The sequence below is a fragment of the Paenibacillus sp. Mc5Re-14 genome (assembly GCF_001049835.1).
Taxonomy (GTDB): domain Bacteria; phylum Bacillota; class Bacilli; order Paenibacillales; family Paenibacillaceae; genus Paenibacillus; species Paenibacillus polymyxa_C.
This window is the reverse complement of the sequence record NZ_CVPD01000001.1, coordinates 4,281,456-4,306,621: the sequence shown is the minus strand read 5'-3', so window position 1 is coordinate 4,306,621 and position 25,166 is coordinate 4,281,456. Positions and strand designations below refer to the sequence as shown.

Genomic DNA, 25,166 nt, shown 5'->3' with positions numbered 1-25,166 from the left:
TTGCGTTTGCTCTCTCCAAATTAACATTCAAACGCCTTGCTTGCTTCTGTTAATTCATCATTGGCCTCTAAATATTTTAATATTTTTTCAATATCATCGTGGTCCATTGTCTCGCTATAATTAGATGTTTAATATTATGTCCTGGTATTTCCATTTCTTTTTCAAAGTAATTTACTAATTTTTGAGGGGTTGTCACCAAACTCCATCGTTCACTTCCATCCGAAAAAGTAAGGGTCACCTCTACCAAATCACACTCCTTTGGATCATCATCAAACTTCCATCTTTCTAAATAAGGCACTTCTATATTTCCTTCAATAAAATGAGTTTTTGATATCCAAACTGCTTTTCCATGGTTTCCAATAATTTTATACTTGTCCCCATCTTCTTTTTTTACGATGTATTTATTGCCCCTTGTAAGTGCATGAGCATATACGCCTATACTTTTACAAGTTATGGTTGGTCCCTCCATCAATTCACTTCCATACCATATTTAATTTAATGAGGTTTCGCATAACGTTCCTCTACTTTTTCAACAACTAGCGGATAAGGGGTTGTCTACTGAAATGCCTTCTCAAAATCCATCTCGCAGACCAAGGTATCATAGGAGATGCTGCTTGAATATGATGTTAAGTGATGTCTTTGATTCTTCGAATCAATGTACATTATTGTGTATCTATTATTCCAAAAGTATCATGAATGACTCTTTCATAGTTTGCCCATTCAAAATAAAAGGGACCTATATTTATTGGTTTGTTCTCATGCTCCAATTTGAAATCCTTCCATATTACAATTTCTTCTTCCCTGTCAATTTTCACTGAGATATAACCACACTCTTCATCTCCACACCAAGGACATACAAGTATTGGATATCTATAGTACATATGCTCATGTGGTTTCTTTAGTAAAAAGTATTGAATCATTTCTTTTTGTTGATCTTCGCTTCCCCATCCTAAGGATGGAACCAGATCGTGTTTCTTGAGCATTTGGTAAAGTGATCTTCCATCAATAATTAAATCTGCAAACTTTGTATTTTTATTTCCATCTTGTTCTGGGTCAAATTCATCATATCGGCTGGAAAGTTTAGTTTGTAGAGTATTTATCGTTGTCATTGGTTCCTCTCCTTGTTAATTATCTTACATAGATTTCACTTAGCCTTCTTATATTCACGAACCCGCACCACTGGAGTAGTCGGCGCGATGTGGCAAGTTAGGACAAGGTTGTTCGTCTGAGCCTCACCGCAGCGTGCATATTATGTTCTGTGCTTTCATTACCATCTACAATTAAACTAATAAACCTTCAATTGTTGCTCATACTTATAATTATTAATTGAAATTTGCTTTGGATACATTGTCGGTGCACAAAGGTTATTCAAAATTCCCTGTCCTTCATGGTAATTAATAAAAATACTAGACTTATCATAAAGTTGTCTGAATAGTACTCTGATTTTATCAATATCATTTGAAGTAATTTGAACTCCAATTCTAATCAAATCTAATTGATCATATGGATCTTTAAATGTATCTATCAGTATAAAATGGCTTGAATCCTTTTTTGAATTAAATAAAAGCACATCACCAGTATTAACTGAATCATTAAAATATCTCTCGTAAATTTGTTTTATTGGAAAATCAATTCTCAAAATACTTACTATTTCTCTAATTAAAAAATGGCCTTCAAAATAGTCGTTATCATCGTCAGGATAATTTATCAGCTCTGTTATAGAAAGGGTAGCAAAAAAATGGTATTTCATTTCTATCACTCCTTATTGGCAATGACTACATAGCGTTTCCATACACAAACCTCACTGGCTTAAAGGCCGAAGGCCTGGCGTGATGCGGTGAATCAGTGCAGGGCTTCCCGACATTCACTTCATCGCCTGATGCTCCCAAAACCAAGGATCGCCTTGCCTCGACCTTGTTAGGCGAAGCATTGTAACTTTTCGAATCCGCTTTAAGCATTATTCTAACTTGCTCGCTCTTTTATCTCTTTAATTATTTCTCTATATCTTTCTACATCATAATGAAAATTCAAGCCATGCGTAATCATTATGCTCTTTAGATCATCGAATTTATGTATTAATTCTTCTAAAAAATCGATTATATGGTCCCAAGAGAAAGCAAATTTATTAGAAGTCTTAACGAATTGTTCCTTAAAAGGCGATTGCTCAGTTAACCAAAACAATCTATCATCCTCATGACTGACTTCAACATAGTATCCCCCACAACCAAATATACCGCAAGTACAAGTGAACATAGGATACTTTCCTGGAATAATTAATGATTTTAAAAATTCTTCTTCAACAAACACTTCATCTTCATCCAACTTATTTCCGTTTATATATAAAGCTATCCTCCAATCAATAACATGGATCATTCGCCCAGAATGTCTTGTTATATTTTTGTATTCTTTTCTTATGTCAATTTCCATATCTACTGACAGCACATCAAGTCTATTTTTCTCTACTTTATTTAAGGATATTTTCATGGTTTCTCCCTGAACTTGTTGTATGACCACCATATTTCGCCTAATGTTTCTTATATTCATGAACTCCCTCAGGGGTTGCTGTCTGCTCTGGCTTCTTTAAAATCTCTCTGGCAGACCAAGAGCTCTGCATGACCCGAAGCATGAATATTGTGTTATATGATTGTTACCATCTTTTATGAAATACCTGATTCAAACAATTAACAACCCAATCTTGTCGTAGTTTATAGCTTAATTTCTCCCACCCTAAGCCATCTGCTGCATTTGAAATAGTATCTAGTATAAAATCTTTCTCACTTTCAAAAGAGTCTATAGTCCAAGGCATTTCATCAATATCAAAACCAACTGTTCCTATTCCAACTACAGACTGATCCCTTTGTGCTAGCCAAATAATTAATTCTTTTTCTCGATTCGTTTTAGCTAGTACTGATCCGCTAATAACTAGAACTTCAATAAAGACTGATGTTAATCCATTTGACATACCTATGGGTTCAACTACATCATTTAATTGTTTTGGTAATGAAATGGTGTTCGCCATACTATCCTCCACTCCTTTTTAACTTGGTTTACATGGTGATTTTCATCTAACGTTTCTGTATCCATGAACCCAAAGGGGGCGTCTGCTGAAATCTCTCTTCGAAACCCAACTCACAGACCTAGGCCCCATTGGAGACGCAGCTTGAATATTATATTTTAAAGGTCACTTCCTTCAATGATTTCCTCAACGTCAATTCTTGTTCAACTCCTTTGTCAATATTATTTCCAGAGGTTCGTTCTCAAGCATTAAGCATCCAGCATCTTTATACCCAAGCTTCCTATAAAAATGTTGAGCTCCTTCATTCGACTGTGTTGAGGTCATAACCATTTCAAATCCTTTTTGTTTCATTAATTCTTCCCAATACTGGACAACTTTTTTACCAATACCTGTTCCTCTGTACTCCTCATCTATCCATATCATATTCATAAATGGTGTGTTGTCCCAAAAAAAACCGTATCTCATCCAACCTATTTCTTGATTGGATTCTCTGATTATTAGGATTTCATTTTCTTTTATTTTTGGTCTTATCAGTGTTTTATGTATGTGCTTGTCTCTTAACGAGATATACTCGCAATCTGATTCAATTGCAAAATCAATCTGCATTGTAAATCCTCCCTTTCACGCTTTTCATTAAATATCTTCTTGGTAACACTTAGCATTGATGTCTCATAACGTTGTACAGTACATAAGTTTATAAAGTCTTTTTAAAAATGTATAAGTCGCCTTCTTCTCTAACTTTAGTAAACCCACACTTTGAATAGAAGTGATGATTCTTCACACTCCAGCTAGGAGTATCCAGCCACCATTCAGTGCTATCTGGAAATTCACTTTCAATTTTCTCCATCATCTTCGTTCCGATTCCTTGATTTTTAAAATTTGGATCAATAAAGATCCTTCCTAGATTATGCACTTGATTACATTCTACAAATATCATAGCTCCCCCGATTATTTCTCCATTAAAGAGTACCTTGAAGTATTCGCAATTTTGCATCATCTCTTCTTGCCAACTTATGGAGTCATACCCTATGGGCCCAACGGTTTCGTTAATATTAAAATACTTTGATTCATCCTCAAAACTGGCCTTTTGTATTTCAGCAAGTTTTTGAGCATCATTTTTTCTAGCTTTTTCTAATGTCAACACCCAACATACCTCCATTGTCTTTTTATTTTTTCCAGGGTTGTCTGTTGAAACGCCTCCTCGAACTCCATCCCAGCAGGTCAAGGCTCCGTGAGGATTCTTATGCTTGAATATTATGTTATCAGAAGTTACCGAACTTCTTCACTATGCATTCAAAATCAATCTGCAATTTTTTTATTAGCGAAATTTCTTATATAGTCTTTTTTCATTTTGTAGTTTGATTATTAGTTCATATGCATCTCTTCGAATGATATTAATCCCATAATTGGCAAAGAGTATATCCATAAAATGACCTCAGATCTTTCGCGTTCTTTATACTATAGTTTTTAGTACTTTTGAGATCTAATTATTATGTTTTTAGTAATTCAAGAATTTCTGATAGCGTTTCTGTATTCATGAACCCAAAGGGTCTGTCTGCTGAAATCCCTCTTCGAAACCCAACTCGCAGACCTAGGCTCCATTAGAGATGCAACTTGAATTCTCTTCATTATGGGTGCCAGCCTCAAAAAAGCCTCAAATTTAGAGACTCAAATGGACGATGTTGGTTCGTTTCCCTCGACACCACAATTCAGCAATTTCCAAAATTGTTCAACTATGACCGATGCCGGATACGGCATCGAACGGGTAATCCACCATTCCAATACCCCCACTGCCGCTGAAATTAAAAATTGCACCGTAATGTCCCTGTTCATATCCTGATCGAGGTTGATCGAATCCAGATGCTCGCACAGACTTTGCCGGAACATTGTCTCTATTTGGTTTCGAAAAACCGTACTTCCCTTGTTCGTCAGCATTATAGAGTAGAATGAAGCATGCTGCTCCAAATATTCAAACGTACGCAGTAGTGCGGTTTTGGAAGGGAGATGAAAGAAGTTATCTTCAGACATACAATTACGTAGTAACTCGTTAATTTGAGCTTCCATGCATTGATCGCGCAGATCGTACTTATCAGCGAAATGCAAATAAACCGTTCCGCGATTGACATTCGCTTCCTCCGCAATTTGATTGATCGTAATTCTCTCGAATTCCTTTTCTGACATCAGCCTCATAAAAGCATCAATAATGGCTTGCCTCGATTTTTGAATACGCCTGTCCATATCCTTCTCCCCTTTGTACCATCCGAAAAAATGAACATTTCGAAGTCCTCTGTTGAAAAATCAACAACCACGCTTGTTTTAACCATTGAACCCCACATACCGCTCTGATACATTCACTTTATAAAATTTATGTTGATGATTCAACATATGTTCAATTCTAGAGGAGCTGTAATCATGAAATCTATTGTTTTACAATCTTTTGAATGATTTAAATCATATTGAATTAGGAGGTTTAAAAATTGAAACTTACAGGAAACACGATTTTTATTACAGGCGGCGGTTCGGGAATTGGACGTGCGTTAGCAGAAGCTCTCCACAATCTTGGAAATAAAGTTATTATCTCCGGTCGACGTAAAGAGCGTCTGGAGGAGACGATCAAAGCGAATCCCGGCATGTCCGCAGTGGAATTGAATGTACAAGATCCTGCCAGCATAAAGGCGACCGCCAAGCAGTTAATCGAAGAATACCCGGATGTTAATGTCTTGATTAACAACGCCGGCATCATACAGTCCGATGACGCGGCGGGCGTGATCGATGAGGATGTTTTGATTTCGACTGTCACTACAAACTTGCTTGGCCCCATTCGGTTGACTTCTGCATTCATCGAGCATTTGAAGGCCAAAGAAGAAGCTGTTGTCATCAACACGACTTCAATACTTGGATTTGTACCGTTAGCGACAACTGCTATATACTCCGCGACGAAGGCAGCACTTCACACCTATACGCTGTCCCAAAGGTACATGCTTAAAGACACATCGGTAAAAGTAATAGAAATTGTGCCCCCATGGGTTCAAAGCAACAACGATGAACCGCGTGCGATGCCACTTGATTCATTCATTGATGCAACAATAAAGATACTTGGCACGGATACAGACGAAGTTTTGGTGGAAGAAGCGAAAATGTTTCGAAATAACCCTGGCCCGAACGAAGGTGTTTTTGTGACTCAGCTTAACGATACGATGAATTCTGAACCTCCAAAGATCCATTGATCCATCTGTAATTCAATTCTCAAAAATTTAGGCGAACATGAAGTAAACACTCAGTTCCGTCTACTTCATGTTCATTTTTATTGCAACTTGCTCGTGAAGTAAGAAAAAACGCCAAGCAGTAACACCCATGTTTACCTCTTAAATAATTTTGTTGATTTCACATAATGTTGGGTATTCCCGAAGTTCAAGCAGCCCTTTGTTAGGTGATGTCGGGGACATCCTCGATTTATATTTTCATGATCTTACTTCATTTAAAAATCTTGTTATTATCGGTAGGTCAGGAGGACTTATTTGATTGGGTATCTTGTTTAAATCAAAAAATTGTACATCTTGTACTTCATTTCCATCGCCTCTAATTATTCCACTGTATTCTTTACATATATAAGCTGCAACTACGTTATATACTTCATCTCCATGAGGATATCGATAGTAAAGTTCCGGGCCTGAAAATATATCAAGTAATTCTAACTCTTCAGCTTCTAAGCCTACCTCTTCAAAAAGTTCCCGGCTTGCAACCTCCTTCATACTCTCACCAGGCTCCATTGAACCTCCTGGTAATCCCCATAGACCATTATCAGTTCTTTGTTGCAATAGTAATCGTCCCACATCATCTATGAGTATCACACATGCTCCTGCCATAATTATAGGTCGGGTACCTACTAACTCTCTTAATTCTTTTATGTAATTCAATATCTTCACGCCCCTTTGAGATCCTTCAACAGACCAAGGCTCCGTTAGGAGCCACTGCTTGAATTTAACGTTATATGATAATTGTGAATCTCTGATTAAGTCACAAAAATAAGTTTATAGAGTCTTTTTAAAAATATATAAGTTACCTTCTTCTCTAACCTTAGTAAACCCACACTTTGAATAGAAGTGATGATTCTTCATACTCCAGCTAGGAGTATCCAGCCACCATTCAGTGCTGTCTGGAAATTTACTTTCAATTTTCTCCATCACCTTTGTTCCGATTCCTTGATTTTTAAAATTGGGATCAATAAAGATCCTTTCTAGATTATGCACTTGATTACATTCTACAAATATCATAGCCCCCTATTATTTCTCCATTAAAGAGTACCTTGAAATATTCGCAATTTTGCATCATGTCTTCTTGCCAACTTAAGTCATATTCTATTGGCCCAACGGTTTCATTATTATTAAAATGCTTTGATTCATCCTCAAAACTGGCCTTTTGTATTTCAGCAAGTTTTTGTGCATCATTTTTTCTAGTTTTCTCTAGCTTTTTCTAATGTCAGCACCAAACATACCTCCATTTTTTTCTTGCACGGGTTTCGTCTAACGATCTTGTATTCACGAATCCTCAACACCTTAAAGGAGAAGAGCGACTGGCTGCGATGCAGCTAAGTGGTGCAGGGTTGTCAGCCTGATACGATTTCTTCGAAATGTCTCCAGCAGACCAAGGGGCCTAAGCCTCGAAGCGTGAACATATTGTTATCAGATAATGATTGCCTTCTTCGAGTTACTCTACAACGCACTTCATTAATTACTTTATTTACTTGGTTCTTTACATTTCTTATTGTATTGAATTAAAATAATATCCCTCTTTCTTAGTTAGAAAGTGCTTAGAAAAAGGGAATGTATTTGCGTAAAAAAGCTTATTATATACGGTGATAATTCGAACTATATTATCGCTTATATTCAGGCTCTTCCAAAGTAATAGGATTCGGATTGCTGAGTACCCAATGCACTGCCAGTTCACACAGTCTCGCAGGTTCATCACTACCATTTCCGTTATGAAGTTCTTTCACTAATGTTACTGCTTCCTTAAGTGAAGCGGGATTTAATGGTGTACCCAAGCTAAAGTAATGTATCAAACTATTGAGCATTTTACGATATTGGTTATCCCAGTTAATACCACTATTATCTAAAATTTCGTATGACACTTTACCAGTAATACGGATAACCTCACCTTGTACGGTTTTCGCATGTCCCTTTGAAGGAATTAGTAAACTCCAGAGTTCATTATGTTGCGCCTGCCATCCTTTTGTTGATACTATTATTGAAGAGACGCCGTCGTGCGTCTTTCGCTTCTCTACTGGGGGAACATCAAATAGCTCATATAGACGTAAAAGTGCCTCATCGGTTTGATTCAAATATTCTTTATTAAAGCCTTCTCTGTGAAATTCAAAGTTATTTCCGATTCGCTTAATAGAATCTTTCATTTCCGGCGTTACAGTTGTTCCAGCGTTAAGCAAAATATCGGCAACTTCCGCCGTATTGACAATATCCGCGTTTTTGCACAATGCCAAAGCTTTCTCTAATGGAGTCTGTCCCATCTTATTTTTTGCGCTGATATTTGCGCCTTTAGTAACCAACGTGTAAACCACCTTTGGTTTAAATGAACCTGCAGCGGCAAATAAAGGAGTCTCGTTTTGATAATCAACGGCTTCTACATCTGCACCCAAATCAAGCAGCAACTCAGTATTACCACACCAACTCATTGCATGTTTGTGCAAAGGCGTTTTTCCGTAATTGTCTCTAGCATTTATATCAGCACCCTGTTCCACGAGCCAGCGAACCAATTCATTCGGTACTTGGTAAAAGCACAAGGCTGTTGATTTACTAGAACCGCCACGGGCATCCAATTCGCATCGGGTAAATACCTCTTTTAGTGCTGATATGTCACCTACATTAATTAGTTCATCAAAATTTTTCGGTAGGTTTTTTTTCTTCTTACCCATATGTATTTTCTCTCCTTATGTCAGAGTTTATAAATTTTCTTCATCACCATATAAACTCCACATTTTACCATCTTTTTTTAATTTCTGTAGTATTAATAAAAATTGCGCTCTGAAATCCATCTCGCAGACCAAGGCTCCGAAGGAGTCGTGCTTGAATATTATGTTATACGACGGAATTACTTAAGACTTCAATAAAACTAATTGCTGCATCTATATAGTCATCTGATGAGAAAACATCTTCATCTAGAAATCCACTTAAGAGTGCTGCATCTCCTTTATATTTCAAACAAAGATAGCCATACCCAGGGTCAACTATAACTAAATTTATTATGTCATCTTCTTCTTGTTCTTTGGAGCTATCGAAAAATCTAACTATTATGTCCTTATCTTTGTAATAAATCTCAGTGTCACAGGAGAAATTCTTATAGCTAAACTTCATTGTACTCCCCCCCTCTTTTGGATTTTTTTAGCTCTTTTAAAAACTGATTTTTGCTTCCCTTTCACATAACGTTCTTGTATCTACGAATCCGAGAGGCTTAAGGCGCAAAGTGCCGGTTCCAACGGACTTAGCTTCGCAGGGTTGTGAGTTGATCCCGGGCTTCTCTGCTTTCCACTTCTAGTGAATCAAGGGCAACGCCCGCAGCGTAGATGCGATGTTATATGAGGTCAGTTCTTCTTCGAGCCAACTAATAATTATGCTTCCTTGCTAGTTCCCACTTCATGAATAAATTTATATCACTTATAGCATCTAATATTATTCCTTTATGTTCTATATTATTTTTTAATTCTTTCAAAATGATTGGTTTTACTAGTCTTTTATCTAACTGTTTTTTAGTTCTTGCTATATGTGCTAATCCCAATACAGAATTCGCTCTTACATTTGGATTATCATGTTGCGCTGATTTAAGACATATATCTTGAGCAAACTTCCAATTGTGATGATACATTCCAACTGAAAGTGGTAAATATATAAGTTCTTCTACTTCTTGACGAGTTAAAATATCTTTTATTTCCTGATCTATGTATTCCTTGATATGCTTGTAAATTCGCTCCATAGTACTTGCTCCTAAATATAATCTTTTATACCTAGCTGATTTCACGTAACGTTTCTGAATTCAAGACGTCCGGCGTATGCCGGATATGTTCGGCTGATTCTACTTCATGGCTTCTCAACTTCTGCCGAACCGAGGAGCGAATGCGACGATGCTTGGATGTGATGTCTTATACAAAGGTACCATGAATTCATTGAATCTACTTAGAAATCCTGTTTAATTCACCATCACCATTCTCTCCATTCTTCTGTAATATCTTGATCTTCCTCAATTTCTAACCCAGCTAGTCTTGCTGCCTTGTCTATAAATTCAGCCAATTCTTCACGCTCCATCGTTTCAATAAAATAGTCGTTCTTTTCATTCAATTCATTAAAAGAAATTACAACTTCTTCTACAGCCTTCATAATACTTTCAGGATGTTTAGTTTCTTGTAATAATATTAATTGGTTTAGATAGTTATCCAGGACTTTATCAGACATTAATAATTTCTCTTCCGTAAAAAGGTCATCCCCGTATTCAACCATTCTTTTATTCCACAATTGAGTTGGTTTTTCATTAAATAGGTCCTGTAATATCATTGGGCATTTCCCTCATTTTCTGGTTTTTGTTTTAATAGATTTTTAAAATTGCTGCATAGTATTTCGCATATGAGTTTGCTTACTAACTTGCTTTTTACTTCACTTATCTAATTTTTTCTTTGATTCATCTTTTTTCATCTGTTAGTACACCCTTAATGAAAGACCAAGTACGGTCAACATCTAGTCAGTACAATTGGCTTGGAGGGTCTATTCCCTTCTAAGTCTCAGGTAATAACCCCTCCTCCTTCGGCTCTTAACCTTTAGGTGATTTTTTACCTTCTCTTGTTGTTATTGATGCATGTTAAAAATGCAAGAATAGATGTCCAAAATAGTAACATTAGAGTCATCGCATCTTTTACTTCCATGGTCTCACTTTTCGAAGGAAAACCATACCCACCCAAGAGTCAATTGTATCTATATTTTACCTGTGTTCACGATGTCCCTCTGACTTATGCGAACGAAATGAGCGGCCGCCGTGCGTATGTGTCCGCCTGCCCCCACTCCCTGGCAATCCTCTTTGCCGGACCGAGGAACCGCCAGGCTCCGATGCGTGGATATGATGTTATCTGATGAATTGGCCATAAAAAAACAGTTCAACTTTCCCTCTATGACATAAGGCAAAGATGAACTGTCTTTAGTTCCTGTTAAAATCTCTACGAGCACAAGTAGCAACTTCTTCTCCCATCAAGCCAACAAAGCCTGAGCGATCTGATCCACAATGCCATTGATGCCTGTGGGTCCATAACAGCCGATCCATGTCGCGGCATCGACCGAGTGTATGTGCTGGCGCTCAACGGTATCAAGCATTCCCCAGACACGTTGCTCTGTTGCGGATATTCCCTCCTGCATGAGTTCATGGCTAAGCAAGAAGTAATGGCTAGCATGTACAGCCGGTAGTCTGTCAACTGAGATGTGATAGGCCGTGTCAGAGGTATCTGCCACAAATAACGGAACAGGCAGACCTAGATCATGGTACAGCACAGCCCCTGTACGATGAGAGGCAGAATGCACGCGAACCAGAGAATCCAGCGGACGGATCAGTGCCACGCTCTTGCCTGCCAGAACGCGAGCAAGTTCTTCGGACAGCAATGTGGTTCGTCGGTGATAATCCGCTATAATACGCTTTGCCTCTTCTCGTTTGCCTGTCAGTTCACCGAACAGAGTCAGAATAGTCTGCCAGTTTTCATTGCGCTTAAACATGAGAACTGGAGCGATCCGGCTTAACTGTTCATAGTGCGGCTCATGTACCTCGGTGCAAATAATTAGATCCGGAGACAGTCGTTCCACTGCAAACAGGTCGGGGTACTCATATGTTCCGAGTAATTCAGTATTCTGAAGTCCTGCCCTGATCGTTTGAGGGAAATGTAACACTGCATTGGCTAGTCCTACACTACCTGCTGGAGAGAGCCCCAGCGCAAGCAAATGATCGGCATATTGCACATCGAGTACAGCGATACGCTTCGGAGATCCGATAACATAGTATTCCCCTCGCATATGGCATATCACCGAGCCTTGGGCCGACTCATATGAAGAAGCTGTGCGGTTCCGCTGCAAGGAATGAGCATAGTCTATATCTGTTTTCGAAGCGGCATCAAGCCTATAACGCAGCGGAGGGATGCCATAATATTTCTTAAACGCCCTACTGAAATAATACATGTCGCGATAGCCCATTCTGTCAGCAATTTCACCGATGGGAGCATCCGTGTGACGCAGCATCCGCGATGCACTCTCCATGCGCAACTGAATGACATACTCAGTCAGTCCGAGCTGCTTCTCTTGTTTAAATCGTCGCTGCAGCTGTCTTAAGCTGCATCCAGCAAGGGCTGCCAGCTCTTTAAGCTCCAGATTCTGGCGATAATGCGACGCTATATATGAAGCGACAACATCCACCATGTCAGACGCTTCTCCTCCCTGACCACGTTCGTAATCCATGATCAGTTCGTAGATCATACCCTGAAGCAACGCATTGGCCTGAAAACGTTCCATCCCTTCGCCACGACGCCATTTGGCAACGATTTTTTCTGCATTCTCGATCCATTCTGCTTGGGTTACCGAATTTTGCACAAATGAAGTGCTCAACGGGTGTTTGCGATATGAAGGCAAAACAAGAGAGGCTCCCTCCATGGAAGAAGCCTTGTACATGATCACGATATAATAAATGTCGTCTGATCTGGCCGTCAGCGTTAAGGATGTCCCCTTAACAACATGACCAGCAAAAGAAGCTCCAATGTGGCAAACCTCACCATTCATTGCAAGCTCCCCTTCCCCTCCATATGCCAGCAACAACACATTCGAAGTTAATTCCGTTTCGCGAAGAACACTGCCTGTCTGCAAAGTACCGCTAAACTCGTCAAGCATCTTGATCGTTGTATCACTCCATAGACTTGTCTGTTCTTGTAGCGGCATTTCTCTCATCTCCTGACAATAGCATCCTTTGCTAGAGTGACTCACATGACTAGGCTTAACCAATTAACTACAACCAGGCCTGTTAGCAAAAGTAAAATTGTTGCTGTTGTCATTTTAATTGAGATTTATTCTCATTGTCGATTTTCGGACATTTTCTGCAATATTCCCCTGACATCTGGTAATAAAAACAACAGGTGGTACGCTTGCTTTTCACGGCTGGAATGCTGTCCTTATTTTTTGTGAACCGGGTGAACGGATTTCTTTTTACACCGAACAAATGCCCGGGCGCTCCTTGCGTCAGATATGAAAAATCTGCCTGGATGTGCTGACTTTCTTGCTCAGCATTGTCTACTTCACGAGTATATAATGGGACAATGCGTATCATGATATTCTCCCAAAGGATACTCATCGAAAGAGGAGCAATCGCAGCAAGCGTCTTTAACAGCGGTGCAAGGTGTAACGCAAACATCTCCTTTACCACCTTTTCCCGCCACACTTCCCTGTCTCCCGTTAGTGCTTCTGCCCGAAGCCAGTTCATAGCTAGAAAAGGAAAATGCGTCCCCCCCTCATTAGCTGTGAGCGTCGGATGATAGAGAAAGCTGTTGTCTAGCCGAAAAGAAACATGCTGATGATGAATGGTCATCGCGGTCAGCAACGGAGCAATCCACAGGTAGCCGATTCGCTTAGCTAACATCGAAGCAGCTACCCTCATGTCAGGCGCACCAATATACTCTTGAAGCCAGCTTAAATACTCTCGGCATGCAGCTTCTTCATGTAGTTGACTCAAAGCAATAATACGGACATTATCTTTAGACGGCTCACCAAGCCGAATCGAGTGTTCATCCACTGTTTGCTGCCATAAATCAGTCGATAGATAATGGTCCATTTTAATTCGATCCCAACAGTGCTTCCGATGCCTGATCTACAATAATATTAATTGCAAGTGGGCCATAATAAGCGATCCAAAGTGTAGAATTAACATCATATGCACGGTTATTTTTGACTGCATCAAGGGATTTCCATACTGAACTGCTATCCAAAGCCTCTGCCTCTGCCGCAAACAACTCATCAGACAGAACAAAATAATGATCTGCTCCAATCTCAGGAACTTTCTCCATCGAGATTTCAACGGAGGTATCATCTTTGATCTTCTGGACTAATGCAGGCATTTTTAAGCCCAAATCCTCATACAGAATGCCGCCTGTTCGATGCTCAAGACCATGAACACGAATGCCTTCTTTTCTCGGACGAATAAGTGCTACCGTTTCCTCTCCTAACTTCTCCGACAGCTTCTCCTTCAGTCCTGCAATTTTGTCCTCATAAGCCTTACGCACAGTTTCTGCCTCTGCCTGCTTACCTGTGATCGCAGCCACCGTAGCTAACGTATCTCGCCAATCCTCGTAGAAGTCAAGTACGATTGTGGGTGCTATTTTGCTTACACTCTCATACTCTTTCTCTTGAAAATCAGTCATTAAAATAAGATCCGGGTCCAATGCTACAATCGCTTCCAGATTGGGCTTGTCCCGTGTACCTAAAACCTGTACGTCACCCGGCTTATCGCCTAAATATTCTGGAAATGTGCTATTGCCTTCAGCGATAACACTGCCTGCCGGCTGCTCGCCAACGGCTAGCAATTGATCCAGAAATTTGACATCAAGCACAGCAATTTTCTTTGGTTTCTCGTTAAGCGTATACTGACCCTTCATATGCGAGATCGTAACCGGGAAGGCTCCGGCAGTCTGAGACGCTCCATTCGAAGGCGTGTCCGTTGGAGTTGTAGCAGACTCATTGCCGCCATTTGTACCTGCTCCGGCACCGCAAGCCGTCAGTACAAGAACAAGGGCCAGCATCCAGATCATTAAAAATCGTGATTTATGGTCAGCATGTGCCATGTTTCCGGCAGCTTGCCTCTTTGTTCCTTTATTCATGGTGAATCCTCCTTATGTATGATAATGATTTTCATTATCGAAATATAAGGCGAGTATAATATATCTCCACATCGCGTTACCATGTACTTTTGCGACATTTCAGCCGGACTAATGCGACATGTAAACCGCTATATCTTCATTTACAATTCTATCAGCTCTTTTACTAATTACTGCATAATCATCGTCTAATGTATCAAGCCAATAAAACCAAGAATCTCCCATTTTTTCTTTCCATTGATTCCTACCTCTTGCGTCAATGTACATTCCATATCCATTTGTTCCATTGAAACTACAACAGGGGTTTGTATGATAAATTTGTGGGTACTCTTCATTAAATTCTGAATGTGGAAACTCATAAAATGTTCCTTTGGATTCATAAGCCTTTTTCGGTGAAACATCTATCTTTAATACCCTTTCATCCGCAGATATTTCTAAAACATTTTGCTTTCTCCTTTTATCAAGTATTTCCTATAACGTTCTTGTATTTATGAACCCGTTAGGGGTGTCTGCTGAAATTCCTCTCCGACACCCTTCTCACAGACCCAGGCTCCAAAGGAGCCGCAGCTTGAATATTATGTTATGTGAAGTCGCTATTTATAAATCTTGATCTTCTCTGTAACGTAATAATGTATCTTCAAGTTTTTCTAACAACATTTTCTTATATATATTGTCATCGATAAAAATTAATTCTTTTAGTTCATTGGAAAATCTCTTAATAACATTCACTAAAACAATTATCATTAAAATAGAAAAGGTACTAACGACTAACATTGAAATAGCTTGTTCTTCAGTTGTAATCATCTTGTACTTAAAGGTGAGATACTGTATCCAAATTGGCACAAAGAGTGAAATAAATATTCCTGGATTAATAAGAGAAGGGAATTTACTTTTCTCAATATCTTTCTCAAGTCCTTCTATCAGTAATTTAATTTTATTTTCTGTGTACAAATGATTTCTATTTAAGTGTTCTTTTAGAATATCTATCTGCATTGTTTCAAATTCCGGTGTTCGCCAAGGCCAACCACTCGGATTGATGTCATATTTCTGTTTCACAATTATCTTAGCTTTCTTGTTCACTAGTGAAAACATGAATATCAATATCAATAATGTAAAAATAAAAAGGATTAAAAACCATATGCCTACTGTGCGAAACTCTGTCCATACCAAGCCTATCAACAAACCATAAATCATTGGTAAAACCGATACCATAAAAAGAAAAAACGAAATTCTCAATAATGTGCATTTCATTCTCATAAACCGAAATACCAATCGATAAGATGTGACTTTCTTTTTATAAAACTTCACAAGTAATTCAATCATTTTTGTCCTCTAATTTTCGTTTTATCGATTTCACATAACGTTTCTGTATTCATGAACCCTGAAGGGGTTGTATGCTGTAATGCCTCTTCGCAATCCATCCCGCAGACCAAGACTCCGTAAGGAGCCGCAGCTTGAATACTATGTTATGTGATGTCAACAACTTCCTCGAATTTACTATATGCCTAATACTGAAATGTAATCTTGGGATTTCAATTGCTCTTTAATCCATGTTTGAAATTCTTTAATTAATTTTCTCAGTTTTTCAATGTTATTTTCATAGTCTTTTATAAATTCATCTTCACTACATCCAAAGAAAAAGCCAATATGCTCTTTAAGTGTATTCATTTCGGGTTGTCCTTCAAGAAGATTTATTACTCTTTCTAATCTCCCTAGGATTCTCCACCAAATTTCCTTTTGAATCTCATTAAAAGCATAGTGATCATAAGTAGTATATTCACTTTCAATTGATTTCTCTATAAAACCAAATACTTCTTCGGTCAAAAAGATTGAAGTATCATTCCAACATTGACCAAGATATCTACCCGGCAAAATTTCAATATAACAAGTGCCTTCAAGTTCTTCTTTATTTATTATTATCTTCATTGTGCTTACCTCTTAAATAATATCGTCGATTTCACATAACGTTTCTATATTCATGAACCTCAACGAGGTTGTCTGCTGAAATGCCTCTCCGAAATTCATTCTGCAGACCAAGGCTCCATTAGAGCCGCAACTTGAATATTATGTTATCAGATTTCAGCGTCTTCCTTGAACTACTTACAACAATCATTTTTTGTTTTTAATCACCAAACTGATAGTCTTGTCCTTGTATCATTTTCATCAGTTATATATTCCAGAAATTTATATCCCTTTCTCTTTATGTGATCATATAAGTCCTCAAGTTTTTCAAGGTCTTTGCAGTAAACTGTTATGTACACACTATCAATCACAAGAAGAATAATCTGACACTCACTCGCAATATATTCTTCATATGACATTACATCTATTATATTTGCTCCTTTTGGATACGCCTTTAAATTCGCAAATATTAAGTAGTACTTGTTGTAATCAATAATCTTTTTAAGATCTTCTCCATCCATTCCAGTAACCATGTCTTGAAAGAGACTACCCCCTAAAGTATCATCAACGATAAAATATGACTCTTCTCCACCAATAAACCAACTGAAAGTAGTTATATCTATTGGCTTTAAAATCTCTCCAAGATGGTTTCCATAAGAATTTGGAATTTCAAAACTTATGCCTCTATTCATTTATTCACCCACTTCACGCTGATTTCATGTAACGTTTCTGTATTCATGAACCCCAAAGGGGTTGTCTGATGAAATGCTTCCCTGAAATCCTTCTCGCAGACCAAGGCTCCAAAGGAGCCGCTGCTCGAATATTATGTTATACGATGGAATCACTTCTTCGATTAACCAACATTCATTCTTGATTCTAATCTGTCATTGTTCTGCTATATGTTCCAATAAATCTCCTGGCTGACAACCTAAAGCCGCACATAATTTATCAATCACTTCTAATGACACATATTCGTTCGTATTGAGTTTCGCCATTGTAGCAGACGAGATACCTGTCATTTTCAATAAATCCTGCTTCTTAATCTCCCTGTCGATCAATAATTTTTGAAAAGGTTTATAACTAATCATCTGAGATTCCTTTCACACATCAAGTGAATTTTTCTTTAATTATATGAAAGTATATTTTTTATATCAAAAACATCTTCAACATGTATTGACTTAATAATTTGGTATGATAAAATTATATTTAATAAGTTGAACTTTTATTCATAAAATCAAATACATTGAATGGTGTCTAAAATGCATAATTCTTTAGAAGTCTTACTTGATTCACTGATTCATACTCGAATTGAATCTTTATATGGCGAGCTTATCAAAAACAACTCCAGCTACAACCAGTTCTCATCCGAACGGAATTTCTACTTCAAGCAGTTACATGAAGGCGTACCGGAGAATATACAGAAGACCCTATTTCTTTACGATGATGCTGAGCTTTCTGTTCAAGCTATTTTAGAACGTGAAATTTATTTGCAGGGTTTTAAGGACGCTCTTCACCTGCATAACGAATTACATATTTCTTTAGATTGAGAGCCTTCTGGCTCTTTTTCATTTTGATTCTGTTGTATAACGTCTTTTATATGACGTGCGATGCTTTTTCGAAATGCCATCAGAATATTTAAATATCCCATAAGGGCACTGCATAAACTGAGATCAAGCTACTTTTATTTAACTTTTTCAAATTGCACTCTTTACATAAAATTTGTAAGTTCGAAGGATCATTATTCCCGTAATTAGAAATAGGTACTATATGGTCAATCTCAAAATCTCCTCCTCGATTAATAACCCCCGTCAAGTCATTCCTACAAACTACACAAACTCCGTTATCTCTGTAAAACAATCCTTTCTTTAACCAGACAGGCCATCGAATTCTTTTGACTTTGTTCCCCTTCTTAAAACTTTCAGGATTTTCGAAATTCAAGTCATTTTCCTCGTAAGTTAAGCAATTCGCGAGTTCTTCGTGAAAATCTCTTAGGAATGATTTATTAAGCATTAATAAGTGAAAACTCGAATTAATTACTGTTGGATTAATTTCTTCTTGCATAGAAACCAGAAAATCTACAAATTCCTCAAATCGAATGCATTCAATACATTTTTTACAATGTTCACAATTAATAATTGATTCAAAATCTATGTCAGCTTCCTGTAGGTCTATGCCTGCTCCTTCAATTAGCTTAACTTCGTAATAAATATAAGCTTCATATTCAGAAACACTAAGATTACTTAAAGTGCTTCTTACATTATGCTCAACAAATCCATCAACGTATTCTAAATAGTAGTGTAAGATAGTTTTTTTATGAGGTTTTAACAATCTTAATATTATTTCTTCTCTCAGTTCATTCCAAAAATCTTTAAATTTAAATCCATAAACATCTTCTTCATTGTAAAAAATCTCTATTGACCAATTCGCTAATTGAATTGCTTGACTATAACTAAATCTCACATGTCTAGTCTTCATCTGAACCTCTTTTTATTTTAGTATTAACTATCGCATGTCATATAACGTAACGTTCCCGTATTCACGACTCAGCGTATGCTGAGTGTCCGGCGAATGCCGGACCCAGGACGAATGTCCGTAGCGTGAATATATTGTTATCAGGAGTTGATTCTTCATCAAATTACAATCTAGTTATCTTACATTATCTATTCTATTCTGAATTGCTGTTTCCATTTGCTCTTTAGTCACTATAAGCAAATTAGAAGTATCAAATGTATTCTTTCTTGCATAGCGTAAATAATGAAGATATCTAACAAAACGTACAAATGATCTTAGTTTCTCTTGAGACCATGGCATAACTACACCTATCCTGCCTAGTGCTGATGCATTTATTGCTCCTCCCATTATGTGTTTATGACTCACAAAATTTTCGATCTCTATAGCCATAAAACATCTTGCATTATGATTCATATAAATCATAACTTCAAAACTAGGTACTTGGACAAAATCATCATTAATCATTCCTAGATTTACTCGATTTGCCTCATATAAATCTCTTAAAAAATCTTGAATATCAGCATTATTAAAAAATTCATCATACTCATATGCATATGTGTTTTCTGTAGCAAATGGTCCGACTGCCACATCAATCCGTGGTGAATAAATAAATAGATCTCTTTCGTTAATCATTGATGACCACTCAGTTTGAGCAACTTCTCTTGAGAATACTTGGTTAAGTTTCAATTTCAATTCTTCTTGGTATTCTTGTAAATCAGTTTTTTTCATGAACCTTCCTCGCATATCTCTCATAACAAATCCTTTCTAAATCAATTTCTGATAACGTTTTCGTATTCTCGACGCCTGGCGCATGCCAGGTGTGTCCGGCTGCTTCTGCTTTCTGAAATTCCTCTGCCGGACCTAGGGCGTATGCCCGATGCGTGAATAGATTGTTAGCTGGAGTTACCTGGCATCTTCGGGTTGCCTAAATATTATCTAGTCCTAGTTTACTTCTATATGAATTTATCTCCTCTATGTCGTGCTCTTTCAAGGATCTTATTCTAGCTTCCCACAAGATTGGGCTCGTTTCCGGCAGAGATACAATATAGCTATCAAATGCTATATGGTCTAGTATTCTCTCAATGTCTGTTCTGCTATCAACACCAACCGGATGTTTAACAGATTCATCGTACTCTAATGGTAGCATCATTCGCGTAGTGCCGAATGACAATGTAGAAAGTAGTGAATTCAGTTGATCTCGTAAACTAAATAAGTCTTTTAAATAGATTGTTGATTTATGAAGTTCTTCCTCACTAGCATTATGGATAGTATGAGCTATACGTTGATTTCTCCTAATTCTAATTCTTTCTAAGAGTTCATCAGTACTTTTATCAAATTTACTTTCTCTTAGTCTCTCCTGAAAATCCCTTTTGTAGGTCTCTTTCATGTTTCGAAATATTTTATTCTTGAATCTTGTAATCGTCCGGAAATCTCCATCATTATCTGTAACTAGGCGAGCAACACGCAAGATGCTTGATTCAAAAAAACTCCTTAAGACAGCTAAAGAAAGTTGTTTAATCTGGACTAACGAATAAGTCAAATCTAAACCTTCTGATTTTATCTATAATGGACAACTGCACATTAAGATGGACAAGTTCGGAATAAAAGAATTTAATTTCATCTCTGTATTCTAAAAGAAAAGGCTCATCGAAAAATTCTTCATCTTTAATCATAGTGAAATTTATCATGTAATTTCCCTTCTCACTGTTCAGGTAATTTCAGCTAACGTTCCCGTATTCACGACGCCGAGAGGCTTAAGGACCGAGGGCCGTCATGCCCAAAGCGTGAATATAATGTTATATGAAGGATATGCCGTCTCTAACAGCTCACTAAATTACTTATTGCCTTCATTAAAATATGTTATTTCATTTCCATCTATTAGTCTTCTTAATCCATCTTTATAGTAAGGCATTAATTGTTCAGCCTTCTCTATATCAATCCAAGCTATTTCAGAAATTTCGTTAGGTCTAACTAATTCTTCATTCCCACCAATTACCTCACCTTTAAATGTAATAAATAATACATGTTCTTCTTTTTTTACAAATATACATTCATTCACTGACACTATTCCATGAACTTTAATATCTAGTCCAGTTTCTTCTTTAGATTCCCTTATTGCTGCTTGGTCTAATGATTCGTCTCTTTCAACAGCACCGCCTGGAAGAGACCATCGGTCACTAGAATCATCAATATTCCTGACCATTAACACTTTGGAATTGGTTGGATCAGTAATTAAGGAGTAAGCTACATCGACTCTGATCATTATGTTTGACTTCCCTTCTGATTAGATCTGCATATCTTTCATATAACGTTCCCGCATTCACGACGTCTCAGCGCCTTAAGGCCCGTATAGGGCCGGCTGCCGCTTGCGGCAGTTAGGCGGTGGGATGTGTCCGGTGAATTCACTCCCCCGAAATGCCTCTTCCGGACCAAGTGGCGGACTTGACCCGCCACGCAGCGTTGAATGCGATGTTAACAGATGTCCACGACCTCTTCGAATTACATACGATAAATCTTTATATATTCATTTCTTTAATATGTAATCAATAAATCCTTGTCGTATTTTTTTGCCCTCATAGATTCTTTCCAAAACTCGATCTTCTTTATAGATTAATTTCATATCATCAAACATCGCATCAGCTTCATTGTAATCATAATACGAATGGATAACTGGCTCATTATCTTCAATCTGTTCATATTGGTTATCTCCTAAATCAACACCTTCTCCAACCCGAAAATCCTTAACGGTTAGGAAATTCACAAATAATACTCCATTGGGTTTCAATACCCGTTTCATTTCATTGATTGATTGTTTCACATCTTCTTTTCTCATATGAAACACCGAGTTATATGAATATACAAAACTAATCGACTCGTCACTAAATGATAAAGATCTCATATCACCATGTTGTATATTTAAATTCTGTCCTCTCATTTCTGCAAATCGATTCGCTTTTTGAAACTGTTCAATATTCATTTCTATTCCAATAGTTTTGTATCCATAATGTGCAAATAGACTTAATGGAGGGGAATCTCCTCCCGCCCCACAGTCCAATACCGTTCTTTCCATACCGCTTTCATTACATAAAGCTAAAAATCTATACAGTGGTACTTGTCTGAAAAGCTCCACAACAATCGTCTCCTTCGTCTTTTGGTTTTATAGTTTTATTGTTTCGTGGATTTCTGCTAACGTTCTTGTATTCACGAACCCTCACTGGCTTAAGGAGCGAACGCGCTGGGTCCGACGGACTTAGCCAGTGCAGGGGTTGTCCGGCTGCTTCCACTCCCCCAAAATGTCTCTGCCGGACCGAGGGCCGAATGGCCCGATGCGTGAATATTTTGTTATCTGATGCCAATGCCTTCTTGATTAACTTTCAAATGTTGCTTTGACTCGTTTTGAGTTTTTAAAATACAAAATCCATATTGATCCAAAAATAATTGTAGAGATTAAACTTGGGAGTTCATCTATTTTGTTAATTGTGAGAATGAAGTTTAAAAATCCAAATATTATAGTGATTATTTCAATTTGAATTATTATATTTGGTCCTTTCCTTTTCTTCTTCAATATAAGCACTAGAGAAACAATAATTAAGACTTCAGAAAATAAATATATTCCGACAGAAATAGTTCTAGCAAGATTCCAACCAATTGTTCCAACTAACATATAAATATAAAATTCGAAATAAAGACCTATTAAATTACTTATAAGTAGATAAAAAGAATAGATCACAAAGAAAAGCAGCCAGCCTTTAATTCCACTCATACTATTCTGAGATAATTGCATTATTGGCCTTAATTTTTGTCTTTTATTTGCATTGAGCATTGGTTTCAGATAACGTTCAGGCATTCACGAACCCTCACTGCCTTAAGCGACCAACGGGAGCGGCCGCGATGCGGTTAGGCAGTGTAGGGTTGTCCGCCTGTTAATCTTCCCTGAAAATCCTCGGGCGGACCAAGGGGCGCGACAGCGACCCGCAGCGTGAATGTTTTGTTATCGGATGTCAATACCTTCCTCGAACCTCTAAAAATCTTGGAGTCAGTTTCGCTTTTGTTTTTATATCTTATAGTTTTCTTGCCTTTATCACAAAAGTTACTGGAAGCATTTTTGCTCTCTTTGCCATATCGCTGTTATCATCCCGCAATTGCATAAGCTCATAATCAGATTCCTCAATCATTAGCTCAATTACAAACCCAGCTTTTGCAAGCGCGTTTACATAAGTTGACAGCATACGGTCCGCTAACAATAGCTCACCTTCATCAACTGCTACCGGATACCAACCTTCATTAAAGTAACTCTTATTAATTACAAACCTATCATTTTCTGTAGTAACCCATCTGTGTATAGGGTGAGACCAACTGAAAATAAATAGCCCGTCTTTTTTAAGGTAAGAAGATATTCGTCGAAAGGTACCCTCAAGATCGGTGGTCCAACCTATGGCATAAATTGAATAAACATAGTCAAAATAATCCGTCGGGATGCCGCATTCTTCTTCCATGGGAGAACATATCAATTTTGCTGCTATTCCACATGACTTCAAATGTTGCGCTGCCTTTTCAATTTGTCTTTCTGAAATATCCACAGCCCATAGTTCAGATGCGTTTCGTTCCCCTTGATATTGCAAGGATTGACCATTTCCGCAGCCGATCTCCAGCAGTTTTTTTTCTGAGATATCACCAAAGAGCTGGCACTTTTCTTCTGAGATAAATGCTCCATAATAAGGGAGCACGATTGCTTTTAAGAAGTCATTGCCTTTGGTATCCCAATATAGGCTGTTTGTTTTATGAACAACATTCTTTTTTAAGTCTTCCGAGCTGCCGACACCATTTTCCCTGTCAACAATAATGCTTCTTCTATTTAATGAATTCTTGTCCATGAAGGCACCTTCTCTTAGTAGATATTTATATTTGAGCATTTCAGATTTGCATTAATTTCTGATAACGTTTCTGTATTCATGAACCCCGTCAGGGGTTGTCTGCTGAATTCCCTCTTCGATATCCTTCCCGCAGACCTAGGCTCCAAAGGAGCTGCTGCTTGAATATTATGTTATACGATGGAATCACTTCTTCGGTTAACCAACATTCATTCTTGATTCTAATCTGTCATTGTTCTGCTATATGTTCCAATAAATCTCCTGGCTGACAACCTAAAGCCGCACATAATTTATCAATCACTTCTAATGACACATATTCGTTTGTATTGAGTTTCGCCATTGTAGCAGACGAAATACCCGTCATTTTCAATAAATTCTGCTTCTTAATCTCCCTGTCGATCAATAATTTTTGAAAAGGTTTATAACTAATCATCTGATATTCCTTTCACACATCAAGTGAATTTTTCTTTAATTATATGAAAGTATATTTTCTTTATCAAAAACATCTTCAATATGTATTAACTTAATTATTTGGTATGATAAAATTATGTTTAATAAGTTGAATTTTTATTCACAAAATCAAATACATTGGATGGTGTTCAAAATGCATAATTCTTTATAAGTCTTACTTGATTCACTGATTCATACTCGAATTGAATCTTTATATGGCGAGCTTATCAAAAACAACTCCAGCTACAACCAGTTCTCATCCGAACGGAATCTCTACTTCAAGCAGTTATATGAAGGAGTACCGGAGAATATACAGAAGACCCTATTCCTTTATGATGATGCTGAGCTTTCTGTTCAAGCTATTTTAGAACGTGAAATTTATTTGCAAGGTTTTAAGGACGCTCTTCACCTGCATAACGAATTACATATATCTTTAGATTGAGAGCCTTCTGGCTCTTTTTCATTTTGATTCTGTCGTATAACGTTGTTGTATTCACGACGCCCCACCAACTTAAAGGAACGAAGT

The 25,166-nt window shown here is 37.6% G+C and carries 30 protein-coding genes and 2 pseudogenes; 3 read left to right on the top strand and 29 right to left on the bottom strand.

The features are described from left to right. Positions 1-76: 76 nt before the first annotated feature. The 8 genes and pseudogenes from BN1546_RS19750 to BN1546_RS19715 all read right to left on the bottom strand — a co-directional run bounded on the left by BN1546_RS19750 (position 77) and on the right by BN1546_RS19715 (position 5,254). Positions 77-469: a hypothetical protein gene (locus tag BN1546_RS19750; RefSeq protein WP_255305449.1), complete on the bottom strand. Its 393-nt coding sequence runs from the start codon at positions 467-469 to the stop codon at positions 77-79. Positions 470-662: 193 nt separating this feature from the next. Next, on the bottom strand, positions 663-1,109 hold the full coding sequence (locus tag BN1546_RS19745; protein WP_016821705.1) for a hypothetical protein: 447 nt from the start codon (positions 1,107-1,109) through the stop codon (positions 663-665). A gap of 176 nt (positions 1,110-1,285) precedes the next feature. Continuing rightward, positions 1,286-1,750 carry a hypothetical protein gene (locus BN1546_RS19740; RefSeq protein WP_090738671.1) on the bottom strand — a complete coding sequence of 155 codons (465 nt, stop codon included), beginning with the start codon at positions 1,748-1,750 and terminating at the stop codon, positions 1,286-1,288. Positions 1,751-1,962: 212 nt separating this feature from the next. Then, positions 1,963-2,544 (bottom strand): hypothetical protein, encoded by a 582-nt coding sequence (locus BN1546_RS19735; RefSeq protein WP_090738670.1) that lies wholly within the window; start codon positions 2,542-2,544, stop codon positions 1,963-1,965. A 124-nt stretch (positions 2,545-2,668) separates the two neighbouring features. Then, a pseudogene (locus BN1546_RS19730) lies at positions 2,669-3,019 on the bottom strand (hypothetical protein); the annotation flags it as partial. Positions 3,020-3,208: 189 nt separating this feature from the next. Next, positions 3,209-3,622, bottom strand: coding sequence for a GNAT family N-acetyltransferase (locus tag BN1546_RS19725; RefSeq protein ID WP_090738669.1), 414 nt, complete (start codon positions 3,620-3,622; stop codon positions 3,209-3,211). Positions 3,623-3,710: 88 nt separating this feature from the next. Then, complete coding sequence (locus BN1546_RS19720) at positions 3,711-4,160, bottom strand: GNAT family N-acetyltransferase (RefSeq protein WP_013372301.1); 450 nt, start codon at positions 4,158-4,160, stop codon at positions 3,711-3,713. Positions 4,161-4,684: 524 nt separating this feature from the next. Beyond that, on the bottom strand, positions 4,685-5,254 hold the full coding sequence (locus BN1546_RS19715; RefSeq protein ID WP_090738668.1) for a TetR/AcrR family transcriptional regulator: 570 nt from the start codon (positions 5,252-5,254) through the stop codon (positions 4,685-4,687). A gap of 239 nt (positions 5,255-5,493) precedes the next feature. Between BN1546_RS19715 and BN1546_RS19710 the strand changes: the two genes are divergently transcribed. Continuing rightward, positions 5,494-6,243, top strand: coding sequence for an SDR family oxidoreductase (locus BN1546_RS19710; RefSeq protein ID WP_090738667.1), 750 nt, complete (start codon positions 5,494-5,496; stop codon positions 6,241-6,243). 234 nt (positions 6,244-6,477) lie between these two features. Here BN1546_RS19710 and BN1546_RS19705 read toward each other — a convergent pair whose 3' ends face one another. The 13 genes and pseudogenes from BN1546_RS19705 to BN1546_RS19640 form a co-directional block, all read right to left on the bottom strand. Beyond that, positions 6,478-6,933 carry an NUDIX hydrolase gene (locus BN1546_RS19705; RefSeq protein ID WP_064962034.1) on the bottom strand — a complete coding sequence of 152 codons (456 nt, stop codon included), beginning with the start codon at positions 6,931-6,933 and terminating at the stop codon, positions 6,478-6,480. 114 nt (positions 6,934-7,047) lie between these two features. Further along, positions 7,048-7,441 (bottom strand): annotated as a pseudogene (locus BN1546_RS28530) (GNAT family N-acetyltransferase). Between the two features lie 448 nt (positions 7,442-7,889). Beyond that, on the bottom strand, positions 7,890-8,945 hold the full coding sequence (locus BN1546_RS19695) for an ankyrin repeat domain-containing protein (protein ID WP_090738666.1): 1,056 nt from the start codon (positions 8,943-8,945) through the stop codon (positions 7,890-7,892). Between the two features lie 163 nt (positions 8,946-9,108). Continuing rightward, a complete protein-coding gene (locus tag BN1546_RS19690) occupies positions 9,109-9,384 on the bottom strand; it encodes a hypothetical protein (protein ID WP_058829965.1) in 276 nt (91 codons plus the stop codon). Between the two features lie 247 nt (positions 9,385-9,631). Then, a complete protein-coding gene (locus tag BN1546_RS19685; RefSeq protein WP_090738665.1) occupies positions 9,632-10,000 on the bottom strand; it encodes a hypothetical protein in 369 nt (122 codons plus the stop codon). A gap of 224 nt (positions 10,001-10,224) precedes the next feature. Next, entirely contained in the window at positions 10,225-10,521 is a 297-nt protein-coding gene (locus BN1546_RS19680; protein WP_249930918.1) for a hypothetical protein, read from the bottom strand. Between the two features lie 738 nt (positions 10,522-11,259). Next, positions 11,260-12,981, bottom strand: a complete 1,722-nt coding sequence (locus BN1546_RS19670) for a helix-turn-helix domain-containing protein (protein ID WP_090738662.1) — start codon at positions 12,979-12,981, stop codon at positions 11,260-11,262. A 109-nt stretch (positions 12,982-13,090) separates the two neighbouring features. Next, entirely contained in the window at positions 13,091-13,867 is a 777-nt protein-coding gene (locus BN1546_RS19665; RefSeq protein ID WP_090738661.1) for a (2Fe-2S)-binding protein, read from the bottom strand. Between the two features lies 1 nt (position 13,868). Beyond that, on the bottom strand, positions 13,869-14,909 hold the full coding sequence (locus BN1546_RS19660) for an ABC transporter substrate-binding protein (protein WP_090738660.1): 1,041 nt from the start codon (positions 14,907-14,909) through the stop codon (positions 13,869-13,871). 594 nt (positions 14,910-15,503) lie between these two features. Continuing rightward, positions 15,504-15,962: a hypothetical protein gene (locus BN1546_RS27955; RefSeq protein ID WP_231124943.1), complete on the bottom strand. Its 459-nt coding sequence runs from the start codon at positions 15,960-15,962 to the stop codon at positions 15,504-15,506. A gap of 441 nt (positions 15,963-16,403) precedes the next feature. Next, positions 16,404-16,832: a hypothetical protein gene (locus BN1546_RS19650; RefSeq protein WP_090738658.1), complete on the bottom strand. Its 429-nt coding sequence runs from the start codon at positions 16,830-16,832 to the stop codon at positions 16,404-16,406. Positions 16,833-17,032: 200 nt separating this feature from the next. Beyond that, on the bottom strand, positions 17,033-17,500 hold the full coding sequence (locus tag BN1546_RS19645) for a DUF2691 family protein (RefSeq protein WP_090738657.1): 468 nt from the start codon (positions 17,498-17,500) through the stop codon (positions 17,033-17,035). A gap of 192 nt (positions 17,501-17,692) precedes the next feature. Continuing rightward, positions 17,693-17,896 (bottom strand): helix-turn-helix domain-containing protein, encoded by a 204-nt coding sequence (locus tag BN1546_RS19640; RefSeq protein ID WP_010345194.1) that lies wholly within the window; start codon positions 17,894-17,896, stop codon positions 17,693-17,695. Positions 17,897-18,067: 171 nt separating this feature from the next. Here BN1546_RS19640 and BN1546_RS19635 point away from each other — a divergent pair, with 171 nt between their 5' ends. Further along, positions 18,068-18,355, top strand: a complete 288-nt coding sequence (locus BN1546_RS19635) for a hypothetical protein (protein WP_090738656.1) — start codon at positions 18,068-18,070, stop codon at positions 18,353-18,355. Between the two features lie 88 nt (positions 18,356-18,443). Here the strand turns inward: BN1546_RS19635 and BN1546_RS19630 are convergent, their stop codons facing one another. From BN1546_RS19630 to BN1546_RS19595, 8 genes are all read right to left on the bottom strand, one after another. Then, entirely contained in the window at positions 18,444-19,283 is an 840-nt protein-coding gene (locus BN1546_RS19630) for an HNH endonuclease (RefSeq protein WP_090738655.1), read from the bottom strand. A gap of 171 nt (positions 19,284-19,454) precedes the next feature. Continuing rightward, positions 19,455-20,048 carry a hypothetical protein gene (locus BN1546_RS19625; RefSeq protein WP_090738654.1) on the bottom strand — a complete coding sequence of 198 codons (594 nt, stop codon included), beginning with the start codon at positions 20,046-20,048 and terminating at the stop codon, positions 19,455-19,457. Positions 20,049-20,244: 196 nt separating this feature from the next. Next, a complete protein-coding gene (locus BN1546_RS19620; RefSeq protein ID WP_090738653.1) occupies positions 20,245-20,859 on the bottom strand; it encodes an AbiU2 domain-containing protein in 615 nt (204 codons plus the stop codon). A 294-nt stretch (positions 20,860-21,153) separates the two neighbouring features. Next, positions 21,154-21,582: an NUDIX hydrolase gene (locus BN1546_RS19615; protein ID WP_090738652.1), complete on the bottom strand. Its 429-nt coding sequence runs from the start codon at positions 21,580-21,582 to the stop codon at positions 21,154-21,156. A gap of 261 nt (positions 21,583-21,843) precedes the next feature. Beyond that, a complete protein-coding gene (locus tag BN1546_RS19610) occupies positions 21,844-22,449 on the bottom strand; it encodes a class I SAM-dependent methyltransferase (RefSeq protein WP_090738651.1) in 606 nt (201 codons plus the stop codon). Positions 22,450-22,686: 237 nt separating this feature from the next. Continuing rightward, positions 22,687-23,166 (bottom strand): DUF2569 family protein, encoded by a 480-nt coding sequence (locus BN1546_RS19605; RefSeq protein WP_090738650.1) that lies wholly within the window; start codon positions 23,164-23,166, stop codon positions 22,687-22,689. A 214-nt stretch (positions 23,167-23,380) separates the two neighbouring features. After that, positions 23,381-24,193 carry a class I SAM-dependent methyltransferase gene (locus tag BN1546_RS19600; protein WP_090738649.1) on the bottom strand — a complete coding sequence of 271 codons (813 nt, stop codon included), beginning with the start codon at positions 24,191-24,193 and terminating at the stop codon, positions 23,381-23,383. A 226-nt stretch (positions 24,194-24,419) separates the two neighbouring features. Next, the gene (locus tag BN1546_RS19595; protein ID WP_090738648.1) at positions 24,420-24,623 is read right to left on the bottom strand and encodes a helix-turn-helix domain-containing protein; all 204 of its coding nucleotides are present in this window, start codon (positions 24,621-24,623) and stop codon (positions 24,420-24,422) included. 204 nt (positions 24,624-24,827) lie between these two features. Between BN1546_RS19595 and BN1546_RS27950 the strand changes: the two genes are divergently transcribed. After that, positions 24,828-25,082 (top strand): hypothetical protein, encoded by a 255-nt coding sequence (locus tag BN1546_RS27950; RefSeq protein WP_255305581.1) that lies wholly within the window; start codon positions 24,828-24,830, stop codon positions 25,080-25,082. Positions 25,083-25,166: the final 84 nt, after the last annotated feature.